We start from the raw sequence: 19,424 nt of genomic DNA, 5'->3' as shown, positions 1-19,424 counted from the left end.
ATGAACAAACCCAACAAAGTTCTCATCCTCGGTTCCGGTGCCCTCAAAATCGGCGAGGCCGGGGAGTTCGATTATTCCGGCTCGCAGGCCCTCAAGGCGCTGAAGGAGGAAGGCATCCGCACCATCCTCATCAACCCCAACATTGCCACCGTGCAAACGTCGGACCACATGGCCGACGACGTGTACTTCCTGCCCGTGACGCCCTTTTTTGTGGAAGAAGTCATCAAAAAGGAGCAGCCCGATGGCATTCTGGTAGCCTTTGGCGGCCAGACGGCGCTGAATTGCGCCGTGGCCCTGTACCGCGCCGGCGTGTTCGAGAAGTACCACGTGCAGGTGCTGGGCACGCCCGTGCAGAGCATCATCGACACCGAGGACCGGGACATCTTCAAGGAGAAGCTGGAGCAGATTGGCGTGCTCTCGGCCCGCAGCGTGGCCGTAACCAACATGGATGATGCGTTGGCCGCAGCCGAGAAAATCGGCTTTCCCATCATCGTGCGGGCGGCGTTTGCGCTGGGCGGGCTGGGCAGCGGCTTCGCGGGCAACCTGGACGAGCTGCGGACGTTGGCCCAAAAATCCTTCACTACGTCCGACCAGATTCTGGTGGAAGAATCGCTGAAGGGCTGGAAGGAAGTGGAGTACGAAGTGGTGCGCGATGCCTATGATAACTGCATCACGGTCTGCAACATGGAGAACTTCGACCCCATCGGCATTCACACCGGTGAGAGCATCGTGGTGGCTCCGTCGCAGACGCTCAGCAACCGCGAGTACCACAAGCTGCGCAGCATCGGCATCAAGACCATTCGCCACCTGGGCATCGTGGGCGAGTGCAACATTCAGTACGCGCTGGACCCTGTTTCGGAGGATTACCGCGTGATTGAGGTGAACGCGCGCCTGTCGCGCTCCTCGGCGCTGGCCTCCAAGGCGACGGGATATCCGCTGGCCTTCGTGGCCGCCAAGCTGAGCCTGGGCTATTCGCTGGCCGAGCTGAAAAACAGCGTAACGCAGACCACCTCGGCCTTCTTCGAGCCGGCCCTCGACTACGTGGTGGTGAAGCTGCCGCGCTGGGACCTGGGCAAGTTTGCGGGCGTGAACCGCCAGATTGGCAGCGCCATGAAGAGCGTGGGCGAGGTCATGGCCATCGGCAAATCCTTCGAGGAAGCCATTCAGAAAGGCCTGCGGATGCTGGACACCGGCAAGCGCGGCTTCGTGGCCAACCGCCCCGAGGACGACCTCGACCACGCCGAAATCGACCAGCTCCTGAGCGAGCCCAACGAGGAGCGCATCTTCGCCATCAATAGCGCGTTTGAGGCCGGCTACACGCTGGAGCAGGTGCACGAGTTGACCAAGATTGACCACTGGTTTTTACAGCGTTTGTCCACCATTTTCGAGTTGGGCAAACAGCTAGCCGCCGGCCGTAGCGTGGGCGTGGACGGACTGGAAACCAAGCTGCTGCGCGACGTGAAGAAAGCCGGTTTCTCCGATCAGCAGATTGCCGTGCAGCTGCTGGGCGAAGGCGACGTGAAGGCCGACGAGCTGCGGGTGCGCGCCCGCCGCAAGGCCCTGGGCGTGTTGCCCGTGGTGAAGCAGATTGATACGCTGGCGGCCGAGTTCCCGGCCAAAACCAACTACCTCTACACCACTTACCACGGCACCGAAAACGACCTGGCGCGCGAAACCGCGCAGTCGGTGGTGGTGCTGGGCTCGGGCGTGTACCGCATCGGCTCGTCGGTGGAGTTTGACTGGTGCGGCGTGCAGGCCGTGCAAACGGCGGCGGCCGAGGGCTACAAAACCATCATCATCAACTACAACCCCGAAACCGTTTCGACCGACTACGACGTGTCGGACCGGCTCTACTTCGAGGAGCTGAGCTTCGAGCGGGTGATGGACATCCTGGACTTTGAGCAGCCCGGCGGCGTGATTCTGAGCACCGGCGGCCAGATTCCGAACAACCTCGCCACCCGCCTGGCCGACGCCCACGCGCCCATTCTGGGCACCGCGCCGGCCCGCATCGACGAGGCCGAGAACCGCCACAAGTTCAGCAGCATCATGGACGAGCTGGGCATCGGCCAGCCGCGCTGGAAGGAGCTGACCTCGCTGGCCGCCATGCAGGAATTCGTGCGCGAAGTCGGTTTCCCGGTGCTCATCCGGCCGAGCTACGTGCTGTCGGGCGCGGCCATGAACGTGGTGTCCAACAACTTCGAGCTGGAAGAATTTCTGAAAACGGCCGTCGAGGTGAGCGCCGAATACCCGGTGGTGGTGTCGGAATTCATCCAGGAAGCCAAGGAAATTGAGCTGGATGCGGTGGCCGACCACGGCGACATCGTGAGCTACGCCATTTCCGAGCACGTGGAGTTTGCGGGCGTGCACTCCGGCGACGCGACGATGTACTACCCGCCGCAGCAGGTGTACGTGGGCACCATCCGCAAGCTCAAAATCATCGCTGAGAAAATTGCCCGGCGCTACGAAATCAGCGGCCCCTTCAACATCCAATTCTTGGAAAAAGACGGGGCCATCCGCGTAATTGAGTGCAACCTGCGCGCCTCGCGCAGCTTTCCCTTCGTGTCGAAAATCTCGGGCAACAACCTCATCAAAAAGGCCACGCAAATCCTACTGGGCCGCCCCGTGGAGCGCGACGAAAGCGAGCGAGTCTATGACCTTCCCTTCGTGGGCGTGAAGGCCCCGCAGTTCTCCTTCACACGCCTGCCCGGCGCCGACCCGGTGATGCGCGTGGACATGGTGAGCACCGGCGAAGTGGGCTGCCTGGGCGACACCGCCGAGGAAGCCCTGCTGAAATCGATGCTGAGCGTGGGTTACAAAATCCCCCAGAAATCGGTGCTCATTTCCGGCGGCCCCATCCTGTCGAAAGTGGCCCTGCTTTCTGCCACCCAGCTGCTCGTGAAACGCGGCTACCAGATTTACGCCACCCAGGGCACGCACCGTTTCTTCGCCGAAAACGGCGTGCCCTCGAGCCTGCTCTACTGGCCCGATGAGATGCAGGAGCCCAACGTGCTGACGTATCTGAAGGAGAAGAAAATCGACCTGGTCATCAACATCCCCAAAAACCTGTCGAAAGGCGAATTGGATAACGACTACAAAATCCGCCGCACGGCTGTGGATTTCGGGGTTGGTTTGCTGACGAATGCGCGGCTGGCGAAGGCGTTTATCCAAGCCTTCTGTACGTTGGATATGAAGGATTTAAAGATTAAGAGCTGGAACGAGTATAAGGCGATGTAATCGTTGATTGACAAGCAGAATGGCCTCATATCCTTCGCCTCAGGAATTGATTGCACGTGTTCATCTTGGAAAGGAAGTTGAACAATGGCTTTCCCATTACAATGAAGCTGATTACACAGTCATTAGGTGGATATCTGTAGCGAAAGAAGAAGGTCAATTTGGCGTAACTTATTTCGAGTCATTCGATGAAGGCGACGAGGAGTTTCACGACGTCCACGAATTCAGTGTAATTGACCCAGAGAATGAGCCGTGTGGTACCACGCATCTTTTCGACTCTATAGAAGCTGTAGTTGCTTTTGCTATTGAGAATTATGGCGCTTCTGCGGAGAAGTTTGTCGCTAGTGGAATGATTTATCAGGAATACGCAAAGCACCTGCTAAAGAAGAAATAGATTTCTTAATCATGGGCTACAAGAACGTTTGTCTGAGTTGCCGCAAAGCCTTTAACGTACCTTATGAAGGCATTCGTGAAGTAATATGCACGATGTGTGGAGTTCCCATGATTCAATTGCCGCACAGGTTCCGTCCGCCCAAGAAGAACGAATCCGCTAAATGGGAGACGGTAGAATTCTTGATTAAAAATGGATTTCCATACCAGCACTTAGTTGAGCGTAACACAACGCCCGGTCACTTAAACCGCATTGAGCAATATGTTGAGTATCCAGAAAATCTGAGGGACGCTCAAGAGTTTGTTATCAAGTATAAATCACAGGCAAAATCGCCTACAAAATGAAAAACTTCACCTCCTTCGCCGATGCGGGCGACTACAAAGCCCTGTTGCAGCAAGCCCTGGAAATCAAGGCCAACCCCTACGGCTACCAGCACATCGGGCGCAACACAACCGTCGGGCTGATATTCTTCAACCCCAGCCTGCGCACCCGGCTCAGTTCGGTGAAGGCGGCCTACAACCTGGGCGCGCAAGCCTGGGTGCTCAACGCCGGGGCCGACTCCTGGACCCTGGAAATGGCAGATGGCGCGGTAATGAACGGCGGCACCCAGGAGCACATCAAGGACGCCATCGCGGTGATGAGCCAGTACTGCGACGTGCTGGGCGTGCGCACCTTCCCCACCCTCAAGGACAAGGCCGAGGACTACGGCGAAGTCGTATTCAACAAGATTCTGCAATACGCTACAGTACCAGTCATCAGCTTGGAAAGCGCCACCCTGCACCCGCTGCAAAGCTTCGCCGACCTGATTACGGTGGCCGAGTACAAGCAAGCCGAGCGGGTGAAAGTGGTGCTCACCTGGGCCCCGCACGTACGGGCATTGCCGCAATGCGTGCCCAATTCCTTCGCCGATTGGTTTTCGGAAGTCAGCTGGGTCGATTTCGTCATCACCCACCCTAAGGGCTACGAGCTGAACGAGCGGTTTACCAAAGGAGCCCGCATCGAATACGATCAGCAGAAAGCCTTCGAGGGCGCCGACTTCATCTACGCCAAAAACTGGAGCAGCTACCACGACTATGGCCAGGTGCTGAGCCAAGACCCCGCTTGGATGGTGGACACCGCCCACATGGCCCGCACCAACAACGCCCGGCTGCTGCACTGCCTGCCCATCCGCCGCAACGTGGAAGTATCGGATGCCGTGCTAGACTCGCCCAACTCGCTCATTATTCCCGAGGCCGGCAACCGTGTATTTTCGATGCAAACCGTGCTGCACGAGTTGCTGAGCTAGAACTATGGAAGCTAAAGAATTAGCTCCCCTCCTTTTTTCAAGGAGGGGTTGGGGGTGGTTCAATCGTTGAACGACGGCTAGGGCTAGAAAATCATCAGGCGACTTTTTAGCCCTAGCCAACCACCCCCAACCCCTCCTTGAAAAAAGGAGGGGAGCTAGTCTTGTAGTTTTCTAGAAATTGTAGGAAGCGCCACCGGAAATGGCGGTGGACTTGCCCAGGTTGCGGCCGGCTACGTAAGCGCTGGCCCCGGCTACCACGCCAAAGCCCTGCGCGATAGGTCGGTACAGATTCAGCCCGATGCGGGTGTAGTTTACGCGGGTGGCGGGGAAGAAGAAGTCGAAGCCCTCCTGCACGATGTCGGTGCCTTTCTTGCTCGACTGCTGGAAAGCCACGTAGCCATCGGCGTAGAGCTTGCGGCCCGCGTAGCCTATTTTGCTTTCGGCCACGAAGGCATTGGGCACTCGGCCCGAGCGCAGGCTGTAGCCGGCCTGGTTGGTGAAAAACACGCCGGAGGGCGTTTTGAGCTGCGCGATACCCATGGTCGTCACCTTGGTGGCGCGGTTGCCGATGGCAATGATATATTCGGCACCCTGGCCGGTCTGGTAGTTGCTGGCCGGTGTGCTCACGCCCACAGCCCCGAGCAAATCCAGGATGTTGTTGCCGACTTCCCGCGAATACGGTTTGAACTTCAGGTAGCCCGATACGTCCTGCAGGCCGCCGCGGGCGTTGGTGAAATCCTTGCCGGCGTTGTTCTGACGTAGGTCGGCCAGCACCAGCTCATCGGCGCTGCCTTCCGAGTGAATGTAGGGCACCGTCACCACTAGGTCTATTTTATCGCTGATGCCGTAGTTTACATACACGCTCAGCGAGCTGATCTGCGCGCGCCGGAACAGCGGCACCGACGACACTTTGCGGTCGGGGATAAATACGCTCTGATACTTTTCAGCGGTGCCACTCAGCACCACCGAGCCATTGCCTTTACCGGCCATAAAGCCGCTGAGCAGGCTCTGGGCCTGGGTGGGGGCGGCGGCCAGCGTGGCCAATGCGAAAAAAAATGGGAAACGGTAAGCGTGTTGCATAGGGGCGTGGAGTGAGGCAAAATCAAGCTGCTGCTACTTGCGGAGTGGGGCAAAAACCTAACGACCCCGGAATTGTTCAGCTTTGCGTGCGATGGCACCTACGAAGCCGACACCGACAGCGGATTGCAGCCGGCCGCAATCCGGCCGGGTTTTTCTTTCGTAGGTGGCCGCAGCCATCCGTGGCTTCGCTTTTTGCCCGCTCTGAGTTTTTCCGCCCTATTACCCTATTGCACATGAAATACCTCGTACCCAAGTGGTTCGCCGGCCTTGCCGTGACCTCCCTGCTGCTCGCTGGCTGCGAAAAAAGCCAGGAGCCCGATCAGTCCATTGCCGGTATTACCGTGGCCAACCCCGATTTTCAGCAGCTGGAAGATGCCGCTATCCGCGGCGGCGTGGTAGCGGTGCTCTCAAATAAAAACCCGAGCGACCCGCAGGGCAACTACACGGTTTTTGCCCCCAACAATGCCGCTTTCGCCCGCCTGGGCCTGCGCACTGCCCTCGATCTGACGGCTCTCTACCAGCCTTTCCTCACCCAAACGCTGCTCTACCACGTGGCCGGCGGCACCCTGGCGGGCTCGGCGCTGCAGCCGGGCACCGTGTCGGCTTCGGCTTTCGGGCCCACGCGGCGCTTCGTAAGCCGCGGCGGCAATCAGTACGTAAACGGCTCCCGCATCATCGCCACCGACGTGCGGGCCTCCAACGGCACCATTCACGCCGTGGATAAAGTGCTGCTGGCCACCGGGGCCGATGTGGTGCAGTCGGCCGTGGCGCTGAGCACGGCCAAGGTGTTTGTGCAGCCCGAGCTGACGTATCTGGTGGCCGCTCTGCAGCTGTGCGGCCTCACCGGGGCCCTCACCAAAAGCCCCGGTAGCCCGCAGTTCACCGTCTTTGCGCCCACCGATCAGGCATTCCGCAACCTAGGCCAGCAGCTGGGCCTCCAGCTCGATAAGCCCGCCGACGTGAGCAAGATTGCCGACAAAATCGGCCTGAGCACCCTCAGCGCTGTGCTGACCAACCACGTACTGATCGGCGACAAATTCACCTCCGAGCTGCCGGAAAAAACCGCGCTGCCGTCGTTCGGCGGGGCCCCCGCCACCACCGGCCCCTTCACCGACGGCCTGCTGACCGTGAAAGGCAACGGCAACGCTACCCCCGCCAACATGGTGATACCGGACGTGCAATGCACCAACGGCATCGTGCACGTCATCGATCAGGTGCTGCTGCCCTAGGCGGGTCGGGCATCAGTCAAGTTGAATTTCCCCAATTTCGGTGGCCGGCCGGGGGCGCGAATAGTGGAATACTGGCTTTATAGAAGTATTTTACCCCCGCCATAGCCGCCACCCCGGCCGGGTGCTGGCAGATGGCGGAGGGTTTAACTACTTTTAAGCATGAAAAAAGTTTTTACTGGCTTTATAAGCGGCTGGTTCATGTTATTGTGTCTGCCGCTGCTGGTGGTGGCGCAGGAGCAGCCGGCGGGCAAAATCAATCTGGAAGGCCAATGGAAAGGTGCCCTGACGGTGCCTGGCGGTAGTTTGCCCATCGTTATTTCCGTTACGGAGCTGGCCGGCGGCAATCGGTTTGCCACCCTCGATGTGCCCATGCAGCGCATCGTCCGCTCGCCCATGGAGGTGCAGCAGCGCGGCGATACGCTGATTTTTGATGCCCAGCAGGTGGGCTGCCAGTTTGTGGGCCAGCGCTCCGCCGATGGCAAAGAGCTGCAGGGCATCTGGCAGCAGCCGGGCTACAAAACGCCCGTCACGCTCGCCTTTTTTGTAGCGCCCAAGGTTGACCCGAAGAACTTCAAATTTCCGCCGCCCTACCGCGTTGAGGAAGTCACGATGTCAAATTTGCAGGACAATACTCGCCTGAACGGTACGCTGAGCATTCCGGCCGGGGCCGGCCCGTTTCCGGCCGTGGTGCTGCTCTCCGACATCGGCCCGCAGGACCGCGACGCTACCTTCGGCTCCTACCGCATGTTCGGCGAGCTGGCCGACTACCTCACCCGTCAGGGCACCGCCGTGCTGCGCCTCGACGACCGCGGCGTGGGCCAGTCGGGCGGCGACCCCACCAGCACTACCACCGCCGACCTGGTGAAAGATGCCCAGGCTGGCCTGAACTTCCTGCGCACCCGCCCGCTCATCGACTTTAGCCGCCTCGGTCTCATCGGGCACGGCGAAGGGGGCAATGTGGCCTTGCTGGCCGCCGCGCAGCCCCTGCCGCCCGCTTTCGTTATTGCGCTGGCCGCCTCCGGGGTGGTGGGCCGCGAGCAGTTGGTGCAGCGCCAGGCCGAAGCCGGCCTCGCCACGGCTGCCGACACGACTAAGGGCGCGGTGGCTGGTGCCCAGCAGCAGCTCTCGGCCGATGTGCGCCGCGAGGCCGCCAAAATGCGGGCCGACGGGGCCAACGTGGCTCAGGTCGAAACCTTTCTGGCCCAGCAGCGCATGCAGCAGCGGGCTGAAGAGAAAAAGCAGATGGAGCAGCTGATGAAGCAGCAGCGAGCCATGCTCGAAATCATTCGCCAGACCGCCGACAATTCCCAGGCGCAGGCCATTGTGGCCAATATGCTCCAGCAATACACCCCCGGCCTCGATCAGGCCGTAGCCCGCACCAGCGCCGCCCAGATGACCACGCCTTGGTATCGGTACTTCCTGGAGTTTGACCCGCAGCCGGCCCTGCTGAAAGTGCAGTGCCCCGTGCTGCTGCTCAATGGCACCCTGGACGCGCAGGTGGGCCTGCCCAACCTGGCCCTGCTGGAAAAAGGCCTGCGCACGAACAAGCGCGTGCTGGTTCGTAAGCTGGTTGGGGTCAATCATTTGTTTCAGGCCCCGGCGCAGGAGTGGCCCCTTGTGGGCGGCCAGCCCAAGCCCAACTTTTCGCCCCTGGCCCAGGAAGCCATCCGCGACTTTATTCGTCAGCAGGTAGCCAACTAGCCAGGTAGCCTGCATAGGTAAAGCCGCCGGTCAGGGGCGGCAGGAGCGTTCCAGTGCTTCTGCCGCCCCTGACCGGCCGCTTTGCTTTTGGCGCGGGCAGCCACCGCAGCTCCTCAGTCTTCGCTTTGTACCCTGCTCTGGGCTGGAAGGGTAGGGGCCGCTTTCAGGCTGAGTCTCAGCGAAAAATATGACCATAAGTGAAGATTTTTTTGAGGCGAAATAGTACCTTGCCTCTATGAAGAGCCTCGCTGCCATCCTGTTGCTTGTTCTATCCGCCCTGGCCAGCCAGGCAGATCCGCATACTGGCACGAATGGCCGGCCAGGGCTGGCCCCGTCCATCCGCATTCTGGACAAGAAAAACGGCTTCCGGGAAACCACGCTGGGCGCTGATATTCATAGCTTCCGCCACCTGGTGCTGGAGCGCACCGATGCCAGCACCCAAACCACGTACTACACGCGCTCCACCGAGAACCTGAAAGTAGGCAGCTTCCGGGTAACGGGCATTAGCTACGGCTTCTATAAGGATAAGCTCTGCTCGATTGAGGTGCGCACCATGGGCGATACCAACTGCCGGGCCATTCATCAGTTTCTGCTCGATGAGTACGGGCAGGGGCAGCGGCTGGCCTCCACCAAAAGCGAGTACTGGATTGGCCGGCAGGTGAGCCTGCGCTACACTGAGGTGCCCCAGGGCTACGCCACCGTGATGCTCTCCAGCAAGGCCCTGATGGACCAGCGAATGGCTGAGCGGAAAATGCCGGCCTTCGGAACTGCCTGACCACATATGGGTTAGCCGATAGCGCCCGTACCGAGCCGGCGGGTGCTCCGCCCCTCAGGCAGCCGGCTCTGCTTCCTGACAAAATCACTGAAAGCCATTGCCGGGCATCTGCTCCGCAATGGCTTTCTGCTTTGGGGCAGTTGTCTGGAAGTTGTTCCCGGTTTGTCTGCCGTTGAAGCGGTATAACGCTGACAGCTACTGCCAGCAGGTTTCACTGCACCTGTCAAATAGCGCTTGCCGCTCGCTATAAGTGGCCCGGAGCCGGAAGCAGGTATAGGCTATGATCTCCCTTCACTGCCTCAATGGTGTTGCTGCTGTACTACTGCTACCGGTTATGGGCCAGCTGCTTACCCCATTAGAAGTCTGGGGATAGGAAGAAAGTCTCAATTATGCTCGTAACTGACTGATTTTTAGTTTGTATTTTATTTTTATAAATAAAAGTTATATTAAATATTGTTTAAAGCATAAAAAACAGTTTCTTTGTTCTATAGTCAGTCAGTAGATAACAATCTACTGCTGTGCTCATTCCCAGTTGGTTGTGCTGCCTACCCCTGAACCCGTATGGAACGCTACAGACACTACTCCGACGCTTCCGGCTTTATTCTGCCCGCAATTGATGTGCTGCTGATTTTTGCCTCCTTTCGCGTGGCGGGCTGGCTGATTATGGGCTCCTGGAAGTTTGGGGGCTATTATCCGTTCTTCTTCGCCATTTTCGCGCTGCTCTGGTGGATTCTGTCGGGGCAGCTGGCCAATATCTACCGGGTCGATAAGCTGATTACGTACCCGGAGAAGCTGCTGTATCTGATGCGGGCGTTTCTGCTGCATGCCAGCATTGTGCTGGTGGTGGTGCTGGTGCTGCACATGTATTGGCTGCCGCTGCGCTACTTGTTTGCGGTATATACGCTGGCCGTTACCAGCGTGGTATGCGGGCGCTTTCTGCTCACTTTCAGCTACCGCGCCTACCACCGCCACATTGCCCGGCCCCACAGCCGCTTCATTATAGTAGGAGCGGGCGAAAGTGCGCAGGAGCTTTATCGGTTTCTGGGCTCGCACGACCCGGTTGGCAACCAGTTTGAGGGTTTCTTTGCCGATGAGCCCGTGGCCGCCGGTCTGCGCAACCTCGTGCGCGGCCCGCTGGCCGAGATGAAAGCCTACTGCCTGCGCACGCAGATTGACGAGATATACTTCACGCTGCCGCTGGACCAGCACAGCCTGATTGAGGACCTGTCGCAATTCGCCGACGACCATTTTCTGTCGTTCCGCATCGTGCCCGATTTCCGGGGCACTGTGCGCAAAGACGTGAATGTGTACTACTACGACCACCTGCCTATTCTCACCATCCGGCACGAGCCGCTGCACATCCGCACCAATCAGCTGCTCAAGCGCCTCTTCGACATTAGTTTCTCCCTGACAGTCATCTGCGGCATCTTCCCATTCATTCTGCCCGTGCTGGCCTTGATCATCAAGCTGGATTCGCCGGGGCCGGTGTTTTTCAAGCAGATGCGCCCCGGCAAGCGCAACCACCTGTTTCCGTGCTACAAGCTGCGCACCATGAGCGCCGGCCACGGGCAGGCCGAGCTGCAAGCCACCAAAGCCGACCCGCGCATCACGCGCGTGGGCCGCTACCTGCGCAAGTACAACCTCGACGAGCTGCCCCAGTTTTTCAACGTGCTGCTCGGGCACATGTCGGTGGTAGGGCCGCGGCCCAACATGGTGTCGCAGCTGGAAGAGTACTCCAAGCACATTCGCACCTACCAGATGCGGCACGGCGTGACGCCCGGCATCACGGGCTACGCGCAGGTGAACGGTTACCGGGGCGAAACCCGCGCCCCGCAGGCTATGCGCAAGCGGGTAGAATATGACCTGAAGTATATGGAAACCTGGACCTTTGGCCTGGATATGAAAATCATCGGGCAAACCGTCTGGAATATGATTCGGGGCGAGAAAAACGCCTATTAGAAGCGCCGGGCGGCTTTTTGCTCGCCTCGGTCGTGGCCCTTCGCTACACCCAAAAAAGGGAGGGGGAGGGAGCAGCTCCGGTAGCCAGGGTCGGCCAGACCCGGCGGCCGGGCTGCTCCCAACCCCTTCCAATTTTTTATCCGTCTGTCCTTGTCTTTTCACCTCATCGGCTTGCTATGCTACCCAAACGCCTCGTGCTGGACTCGTGGATTTCGACCGGCACCTTCGCCGAGTTCGTCGGCACCATTCTGGACATGGGGGCGGCCCGGTCGTCGGCGTACGTGTGCTGCGCCAATGTGCACATGCTGGTTGAGGCGCACCAGCACCCCGAGTTTCGGCGCATTCTGGACGAGGCCAGCCTGGTAGTGCCCGATGGCAGCCCCGTAGCGGCGGCCGTGGGCCTGTTTCATGGGCAGCGGCAGTCGCGCGTGGCCGGCATGGACCTGCTGCCCGCGCTGCTCGCGGAAGCCGCCAGCCGTGAGCAATCGGTTTATTTCTACGGCACCACCGAGCCCGTGCTGGCGGCCATGGTCGCCCGCGCCCGCCGCGAGCACCCCGGTTTGCGCGTTGTGGGGGCCTATTCGCCGCCTTTCCGGCCGCTCACGGCCGAGGAAGATGCCGCCGAAACCGCCGCCATCAATGCCGCCGACCCCGATCTGCTGTTTGTGGCGCTGGGCTGCCCGCGGCAGGAGCGCTGGATGGCCGAGCACCAGGGCCGCATCCGCAGTTGTATGCTGGGGGTGGGGCAGGCCTTTCCGGTATATGCTGGCTTGGAGCCGCGCCTGCCCCGCTGGGCCCGGCAGCTCTGGCTCGAATGGGCCTACCGGCTGTGGCTGGAGCCGCGCCGCCTGTGGCGGCGATACCTGCATACCAACACAAAATTCGTGTATCTGGTGGGGCGGCGGGCGTTGAGCCACCTAGCCGGCCGGCCGCACGTGCCGGCCTGAGGCCGGCGGCGGCGGGCGTGCTGCCTACGGCCCGGCTGTTCGGTGGTGCGGGCGGTAGCAATGTGTTAGAATTCAAGAATATACATACCAAGGCGGCGTAGCGACGACAGAGGCATTCAGACGCTTGTGGCGACGCTACGCCTCTTTTATGGTCAGCCAGTGGCCGGCCGGCAAACCTGACGCGGCTACGCGGAAACTGCTTGCTTCGGCAACGGCAGTAGGAGCGAAGTGCCAGCCAATCGTGCTGCCAGCCGACTTCCGGTGGCCTGCCCGACTCCCGGCTCTTCGGCTAGAAGTCCTTGTCATTCCTGAAAGAACTGCTGCTGAAGCCCCGCTGAAGGCCTGGGTGCGTGCTTAAATCATTCATGTGGATAATAGCAATGTATTTTTGATCTTTATAAAAATATTTTAACAATTTTTATTGATAATATTATAATATACTCTATATTTCAGCAACCAAATACTAGCGCGTTATCAGTAGCGGGCTGGCTGATTCGTCCTCTCTCCTTTCTTCCTTCTCTCTTCTGACCAAACCAATACGCGCACGTATGAAAGCAGTTATTCTGGCGGGGGGCTACGGCACCCGCATCAGCGAAGAAAGTGGCGTACGGCCCAAACCAATGGTAGAAGTGGGTGGGCGGCCCATTCTGTGGCACATCATGAAAATATATGCCCATCACGGCATCCGCGACTTTGTGATTTGCTGCGGCTATAAAGGCCACATGATAAAGCAGTACTTCTCCGATTACTTTCTGCACAATTCCGATGTCACGTTTCGGATGGACCGCAATGAGATGCAGATTCATCGGAGCAACGCCGAGCCCTGGACGGTGACACTGGTGGACACGGGCCAGGAAACCATGACCGGCGGCCGCCTGCGCCGCGTGCGCGAGCATCTGGCTGACGATGAGCCATTTTGCCTGACCTATGGCGACGGCGTGGGCGACGTGGATATTCGGGCCGCCATTCGCTACCACCAGGAGCAGGGGGCGCTGGCCACGCTCACGGCGGTGCGCCAGCCGGGCCGCTTCGGCGTGTTTTCGCTTGCCGATGAGGCCAGCCGCATCGGCAGCTTCACCGAAAAGCCCGAAGGCGGCGAAACGCCCTGGATAAACGGCGGCTTCTTCGTGCTGGAGCCGCAGGTGTTCGACTACATTGCCGATGACAGCACGGTATGGGAAAAAGCCCCGCTGGAGCGCCTGGCCGCCGAAGGCAAGCTGGCCGCCTTCCGCCACACCGGCTTCTGGCAGCCCATGGACACGCTGCGCGACCGGAACATGCTGGAGGAAATGTGGAGCGCCGGCAAAGCCCGCTGGAAAGTGTGGGACAATGCCCCCGCCGATGCCGCGGCCAGCCCCGACACCGACCCCGTGCTGACCCAGATAATGACCTCGGCCGTGACGGCCCCGGCCGGGCAGCGCGTGGCTGCCGCCACGGTGCTGCCCCAGAGCTGAGCCATTTCCGCCAACCGGCTCCATTTCCTACTTCTCTCTCCCTTCTGATTTTCAAGTATATGCAGCGCATTCTTATCACCGGCAACATGGGCTACGTGGGGCCGGGCGTAGTGCGGCACCTGCGCCAGCAGTTTCCGCAGGCCGAGCTGATCGGCTACGACATGGCCTACTTTGCTCATTGCCTCACCGGCGGGCAGCGCCTGCCCGAAGCCCGCCTCGATTGCCAGCACTTTGGCGACGTGCGCCAGTTGCCGGCCGCCCTGCTGCAGGGCGTAGACGCGGTAGTGCATCTGGCCGCCATTTCCAACGACCCCATGGGCCAGACTTATGAGGAAGTGACGCTGGAAATCAACCATCGGGCCGGCATCCGGCTGGCCCGCCTGGCCCGGGAGGCCGGGGTGAAAGCCTTCGTGTTTGCCAGCTCGTGCAGTATGTACGGGGCCGGGGGCGAGGGGGCCAAAACCGAAGACTCGGCGCTGAACCCGCTGACGGCCTACGCCCGCTCGAAGGTGCTGAGCGAGCAGGACCTGGCCCCGCTGGCCGATGACAGCTTCCGCATCACGTGCCTGCGCTTCGCCACGGCCTGCGGCTGGAGCGACCGGCTGCGGCTGGACCTGGTGGTGAATGACTTCGTGGCCGGGGCCGTGGCCACGGGCCGCATCAGCATTCTGAGCGACGGCTCGCCCTGGCGGCCTCTTATTCATGTGCAGGATATGGCCCGCGCCATCGAGTGGGCCATTGGCCGGCCGGCTGACTGCGGTGGGGCTTTTCTGGCCATCAATGCCGGCTCGGAGCAGTGGAACTACCAGGTGCGGGAGCTGGCCGCTGCCATTGCCCACATCATTCCGGGCACCGAGGTGGAGCTGAACCCCAGCGCCCCGCCCGACAAGCGCTCCTACCGCGTCGATTTCAGCCTGTTCCGGCAGCTGGCCCCGCACCACCAGCCCCGCCGCACCCTCGCCGACACCATCACGGAGTTGCACGCGGGCCTGCTGAGCATGAATTTCCGCGACCCGGAGTTCCGCTCCTCGCAGCTCATGCGCCTGCGGGTGCTCACGGCCCTGCGCGACACCGGCCAGCTCGATGCCCGCCTTGGCTGGCACGAGCCGCGGCCCGCCGCCGCCGCGCCCGAGCCCGCCCCCAGCCCGACCGAAATGGCCCTTTCCTGACCGCCAACCACCATTGCTGCCCTTCCTTTTCCACCAAAGCCCATTCTTTCGCTATGATCTTCACCGAAACCGAATTATCCGGAGCCTTCATTATTGATGTAGACCGCATGGCCGACGAGCGGGGCTTTTTCGCCCGCTCTTGGTGCGAGGATGAGTTTGCGGCCCACGGCATTCTGATGCCGCCGCTGCAGGCCAACGTCTCGTCGAACCCGAAGCGTGGCACGCTGCGCGGCATGCACTACCAGCTGGCCCCCTACGAGGAAACCAAGCTGATTCGCTGCACCCACGGGGCCATTTATGATGTGATTGTGGACCTGCGCGAAGAGTCCGCGACCTACGGGCAATGGCTGGGCGTGGAACTGACGGCTTCCAGCTTCCGGATGCTGTTTGTGCCGGCCCGCTTCGCCCACGGCTTCCTCACCCTCACCGACAACACCGATGTCTGCTACCAGGTGTCGGCCAAGTATGCGCCCGGCTCGGAGCGGGGCCTGCGCTGGAACGACCCGGCCATCCGGATTCAGTGGCCGTTTGAACCGGTGCTGGTGTCGGAAAAGGACCGGCATCACCCTGATTTTCGGCTGATGATACCTTCCGCCGAAGCGCAGCTCAGCGAATAAGCCGCCCCGCCCGCTCTTTTTTTCTTCACCCGATTTTTGCCTCGATATGCTCATCATTGATACTGCACTGGCCCAACGACAACGCCTCGGCCAACCCATCCGGGTGGCGATGGTAGGAGCCGGCTTTATGGGCCGCGGGGTGGCGCTTCAGATTTGCCGCTACGTGCCCGGCATGGAGCTGGTGGCCATTGCCAACCGCACCCTTTCCCAGGCCCGCCGCGCCTACGAAGAAGCCGGCGAGCCGGGAGCCCGCGAAGTGGACTCGGTGCTGGCGCTGGAAACTTGCATTCAGCGGGGCCAGCCCGCCATTACGGAAGATGCGCTGCTGCTGAGCCGCGCCGCCGGCATCGATGCCATCATTGAGGTGACCGGGGCCGTGGAGCACGGCGCGCATGTGGTGCTGGAAGCCATCCGGCACGGCAAGCATGTGGTGCTGCTCAATGCCGAGCTGGACGGTACGGTGGGTGCTATTCTGAAAGTATACGCCGACCGCGCCGGCGTGGTGTACACCGTTTCGGACGGCGACCAGCCCGGCGTGACGCTGAACCTGGCCCGCTTCGTGAAAGGCCTGGGCGTGAAGCCCGTGCTGTGCGGCAACATCAAAGGCCTGCACGACCCCTACCGCAACCCCACCACCCAGGAGGCATTTGCCCGGCAGTGGGGGCAGAATCCGAGCATGGTCACCAGCTTCGCCGATGGCAGCAAAATCAGCTTCGAGCAGGCCGTCATTGCCAATGCCCTGGGCATGGAAGTGGCGCAGCGCGGTATGCTGGGGCCTACCGTCGCGCCCGGCACGCCCATCAGCAAGGCGGCGGAGTGGTACCCCACGGAGCGACTGCTCAGCGGCGGCCCCGGCATCGTAGACTACGTGGTGGGGGCCGAGCCTGGTCCCGGCGTGTTCATCCTGGGCACCCACGACGACCCCATTCAGCAGCACTACCTCAAGCTGTATAAGCTGGGGCCGGGGCCGCTCTACTGCTTCTATACGCCCTACCACCTGTGCCACTTCGAAACGCCCACCTCGGTGGCGCGGGCCGTGCTGTTTCAGGATGCCGCGCTGGCGCCGCAGGGCGCGCCGTGCGTGGAGGTTATCACGGCGGCCAAGATCGGGCTGCGGGCTGGCGACACGCTCGACGGTATCGGGCACTACATGACCTACGGGCTGGCCGAAAACTACGCCGTGGCCCGCGCCCAGAACCTGCTGCCGCTGGGCGTGGCCGAAGGCTGCCGCCTGCTGCGCGACATACCCAAAGACCAGGCCCTGACCTACGACGACGTGCTGCTGCCCGAAGGCCGCCTCGTGGACCAGTTGCGCCAAGAGCAGGAAGCCTACTTCGGGCTGGCCGCCCAACCGAGCCCGCTGGCGGTGTCGGAAGCCAGTCTGAGCGTTGGCTAGGTGAAGTTCTGTAATACAAGTGTCTATCAAGATTTTCTTCTCTCTGCTTCATGAACTCCGACCAGGTTGATCTACTCGAATATGCCGGTGCCGACGGGCATATTCCCCTCCTTCAGACTCCGCGCCCTGGTCTGCTGAACGAAGAGGCGGTGCTACGCCGGGCTGCGTCTGGTGCGGCGCGGCCCGGCCCGGCCGGGCCCGCCACGGTGGTGGTGCTGGAAAGCAACTACCGTCTCACCGGGGCCGTGTTGTTTTGCCTGAGCCGGCAGAAAGGCCTCGTTATTGAGCTGCTTTCCCGCGACCCGGCCAGCCCCTACCGCTTTTCGCGCTACGTGCGGGCCTATCATTACCTGCCCAAAGAGAAGACCGACGCGGAATTTGTGGCCTTTGCCCGGCAGGTAGTCGAAACCACCGGGGCCGAGGTGTTTTTCCCCATCGATGTGGCCGGAATGCGCTTTGCCATTGCCCACCGCGCGGCGCTGGCCGCCTTTGTGCGGGTGCTGCCGCTGCCGGAGTCGGCGGCCTACGAAATAGCCACCGACAAGAGCAAGCTCGGCGCCTTCATGCAGCAGCGCGGCATTCCGGCCCCGGATACCATTCTGAACGTGCGCCGCAACCTGGCGGCCCAGCTGGAAAATTTTCAGTTCCCGGTGCTGCTCAAGCCGGTAGACGGCATTGGCGGGGGCGGCATCGAGCTGTTTGAAGACCGCACGGCCGTGCTGCGGGCCGTAGAAAAGCTGCCCGCCGATAGCAGCTACATCATTCAGAACTGCATTGAGGGCTACGACATCGACTGCAACGTGCTGTATGACAACGGCAAGCTGGTGGCGTACTCCATTCAGAAGGGCCTGCTGCCCGCCGCTTCCAAATACGCGCCCACCGAGGCCATCGAGTTTGTGCGCAATGAGGCCGTGCTCGAGGTGGTGCAGCAGGTGATGGGGGCGCTGCGCTGGCACGGCGTGGCCCACCTCGACCTGCGCTACGATGCCCGCGCCCGGCAGATGAAGGTCATCGAAATCAATACCCGGTTCTGGCTCACGGTGGTGGGCTCGGCGGTGCGGGCCAATATGAATTTTCCGGTGCTGGCCTGCCGCGTCGCGCTGGGGCAGCGGCTTGCGCCTTCGTCCTTCGCGCTGGGCCGCTACATTCCCTTCACCAACTTCATCCGCTATAAGCTGCTGGGGCGCGGGCCCGGCAAAACCTACTTCTCTCTGCGCGATACCACCGTGCGGGGCTGGCTGGGCGACCCGCTTCCCAAGCTCTATCATCTGCTCACTTCCCACTCTTCTTAATGTCTGACCATCTGCGTACGCCACAACCTGCCAGCTCCCGCTGGAACCCGCCCCCTTTGCTGCTCTCGCTCGCGCTATTGTCTTGTCGGATGGGGTAACCCAGCTGGCCGATGAATGGTGGGGGCAGGGCTGAAACATGCCTTTTTCACCCCCTTAACCCCCACCGAACATGAGACTTACTTCCGCTTTTTTGCTCTTGCTGCTGGCCCTGGCCGCCCGGCAGCCGGCGCACGCCCAGGTCACCACTTCCGCCGTCACCAGCTTCACGCTGGTGAATGCGGATACGGACGAGGATATCAAAACTTTGGGCAGTGTGGATAGCGTCAATCTGGCGCTGCTGCCCACGCGCAACCTGAACATTCGGGCCAACACCAGCCCCGCCACGGTGGGCAGCGTGGTATTCGTTCTAAGCGGGGCCGACTCCCAGCTCCAGACCGAGTCGGTGCCGCCCTACGCGCTGTTTTCGGATGTAGCGGGTAACTACAATCCCTGGACTCCGCCTGTTGGCACGTATTCGCTCACGGCCACGCCTTATTCTGAGGCCGGTGGAGCAGGTTCTGCCGGGGCCGCCCTCACTATTGGCTTCCGCGTTTTCAGTCGGGTGAGTACGCCCACGGCCCAGCGGGGGCCGGCCGAACGCCTGGCGCTGCAGGCCTACCCGAACCCTTCGGCCGACGGCCGCTACCGGATAGTGCTGTCGGAGCCCGTGCAGGGCTCCATTGCCTACGCGCTCTGCACGGGCGTAGGTGCCCAGCTGGCGGCCGGCACCCTGGCCGGCGGGCCAGCCACCACCGTGCTGGCGCTGGATCTGGCCCGCCAGCTGCCCGCCGGGGGCATCTACTATCTGCATTTGCGGGGCAAGAAGCTGAACGCGCAGGTAAAAGTTGTGCGTCTGTAG

15 protein-coding genes are annotated in these 19,424 nt (G+C 61.2%); 14 read left to right on the top strand and 1 reads right to left on the bottom strand.

All coding sequences use genetic code 11. The features are described from left to right. The 3 genes from carB (at window position 1) to BUB62_RS15315 (ending at window position 4,907) form a co-directional block, all read left to right on the top strand. Window positions 1-3,234, top strand: coding sequence for a carbamoyl-phosphate synthase (glutamine-hydrolyzing) large subunit (gene carB / locus BUB62_RS15325; RefSeq protein WP_073111569.1), 3,234 nt, complete (start codon window positions 1-3; stop codon window positions 3,232-3,234). Between the two features lie 19 nt (window positions 3,235-3,253). Continuing rightward, a complete protein-coding gene (locus BUB62_RS15320) occupies window positions 3,254-3,625 on the top strand; it encodes a hypothetical protein (RefSeq protein ID WP_143164215.1) in 372 nt (123 codons plus the stop codon). Between the two features lie 337 nt (window positions 3,626-3,962). Further along, window positions 3,963-4,907 (top strand): N-acetylornithine carbamoyltransferase, encoded by a 945-nt coding sequence (locus BUB62_RS15315; protein WP_073111565.1) that lies wholly within the window; start codon window positions 3,963-3,965, stop codon window positions 4,905-4,907. A gap of 171 nt (window positions 4,908-5,078) precedes the next feature. On the opposite strand, the gene BUB62_RS15310 is transcribed toward BUB62_RS15315, so the two are convergent. Next, complete coding sequence (locus BUB62_RS15310; protein WP_073111563.1) at window positions 5,079-5,987, bottom strand: hypothetical protein; 909 nt, start codon at window positions 5,985-5,987, stop codon at window positions 5,079-5,081. A gap of 233 nt (window positions 5,988-6,220) precedes the next feature. Between BUB62_RS15310 and BUB62_RS15305 the strand changes: the two genes are divergently transcribed. The 11 genes from BUB62_RS15305 to BUB62_RS15255 all read left to right on the top strand — a co-directional run bounded on the left by BUB62_RS15305 (window position 6,221) and on the right by BUB62_RS15255 (window position 19,424). Beyond that, window positions 6,221-7,216 (top strand): fasciclin domain-containing protein, encoded by a 996-nt coding sequence (locus BUB62_RS15305; protein WP_073111561.1) that lies wholly within the window; start codon window positions 6,221-6,223, stop codon window positions 7,214-7,216. A 159-nt stretch (window positions 7,217-7,375) separates the two neighbouring features. Then, complete coding sequence (locus tag BUB62_RS15300; protein WP_073111559.1) at window positions 7,376-8,917, top strand: alpha/beta hydrolase family protein; 1,542 nt, start codon at window positions 7,376-7,378, stop codon at window positions 8,915-8,917. Between the two features lie 235 nt (window positions 8,918-9,152). Continuing rightward, window positions 9,153-9,692, top strand: coding sequence for a hypothetical protein (locus BUB62_RS15295; protein ID WP_073111557.1), 540 nt, complete (start codon window positions 9,153-9,155; stop codon window positions 9,690-9,692). A 561-nt stretch (window positions 9,693-10,253) separates the two neighbouring features. Continuing rightward, window positions 10,254-11,651 carry an exopolysaccharide biosynthesis polyprenyl glycosylphosphotransferase gene (locus BUB62_RS15290; RefSeq protein ID WP_073111555.1) on the top strand — a complete coding sequence of 466 codons (1,398 nt, stop codon included), beginning with the start codon at window positions 10,254-10,256 and terminating at the stop codon, window positions 11,649-11,651. A gap of 176 nt (window positions 11,652-11,827) precedes the next feature. Continuing rightward, window positions 11,828-12,598: a WecB/TagA/CpsF family glycosyltransferase gene (locus BUB62_RS15285; protein ID WP_073111554.1), complete on the top strand. Its 771-nt coding sequence runs from the start codon at window positions 11,828-11,830 to the stop codon at window positions 12,596-12,598. Window positions 12,599-13,146: 548 nt separating this feature from the next. Further along, entirely contained in the window at window positions 13,147-14,052 is a 906-nt protein-coding gene (gene rfbF / locus BUB62_RS15280) for a glucose-1-phosphate cytidylyltransferase (protein WP_084539110.1), read from the top strand. Between the two features lie 59 nt (window positions 14,053-14,111). Then, complete coding sequence (locus tag BUB62_RS15275; RefSeq protein ID WP_073111552.1) at window positions 14,112-15,221, top strand: NAD-dependent epimerase/dehydratase family protein; 1,110 nt, start codon at window positions 14,112-14,114, stop codon at window positions 15,219-15,221. A 53-nt stretch (window positions 15,222-15,274) separates the two neighbouring features. Beyond that, on the top strand, window positions 15,275-15,838 hold the full coding sequence (gene rfbC, locus BUB62_RS15270; protein WP_073111550.1) for a dTDP-4-dehydrorhamnose 3,5-epimerase: 564 nt from the start codon (window positions 15,275-15,277) through the stop codon (window positions 15,836-15,838). 46 nt (window positions 15,839-15,884) lie between these two features. Further along, on the top strand, window positions 15,885-17,234 hold the full coding sequence (locus BUB62_RS15265) for an NAD(P)H-dependent oxidoreductase (RefSeq protein WP_073111548.1): 1,350 nt from the start codon (window positions 15,885-15,887) through the stop codon (window positions 17,232-17,234). A 50-nt stretch (window positions 17,235-17,284) separates the two neighbouring features. Beyond that, entirely contained in the window at window positions 17,285-18,526 is a 1,242-nt protein-coding gene (locus BUB62_RS15260; protein ID WP_073111546.1) for an ATP-grasp domain-containing protein, read from the top strand. 169 nt (window positions 18,527-18,695) lie between these two features. Continuing rightward, window positions 18,696-19,424, top strand: a complete 729-nt coding sequence (locus BUB62_RS15255; RefSeq protein WP_143164214.1) for a hypothetical protein — start codon at window positions 18,696-18,698, stop codon at window positions 19,422-19,424.

The organism is Hymenobacter daecheongensis DSM 21074 (genome assembly GCF_900141805.1).
GTDB classification, from domain to species: domain Bacteria; phylum Bacteroidota; class Bacteroidia; order Cytophagales; family Hymenobacteraceae; genus Hymenobacter; species Hymenobacter daecheongensis.
The sequence above is the reverse complement of the archived record's forward strand: the minus strand, read 5'-3'. Positions and strand labels throughout refer to the sequence as shown.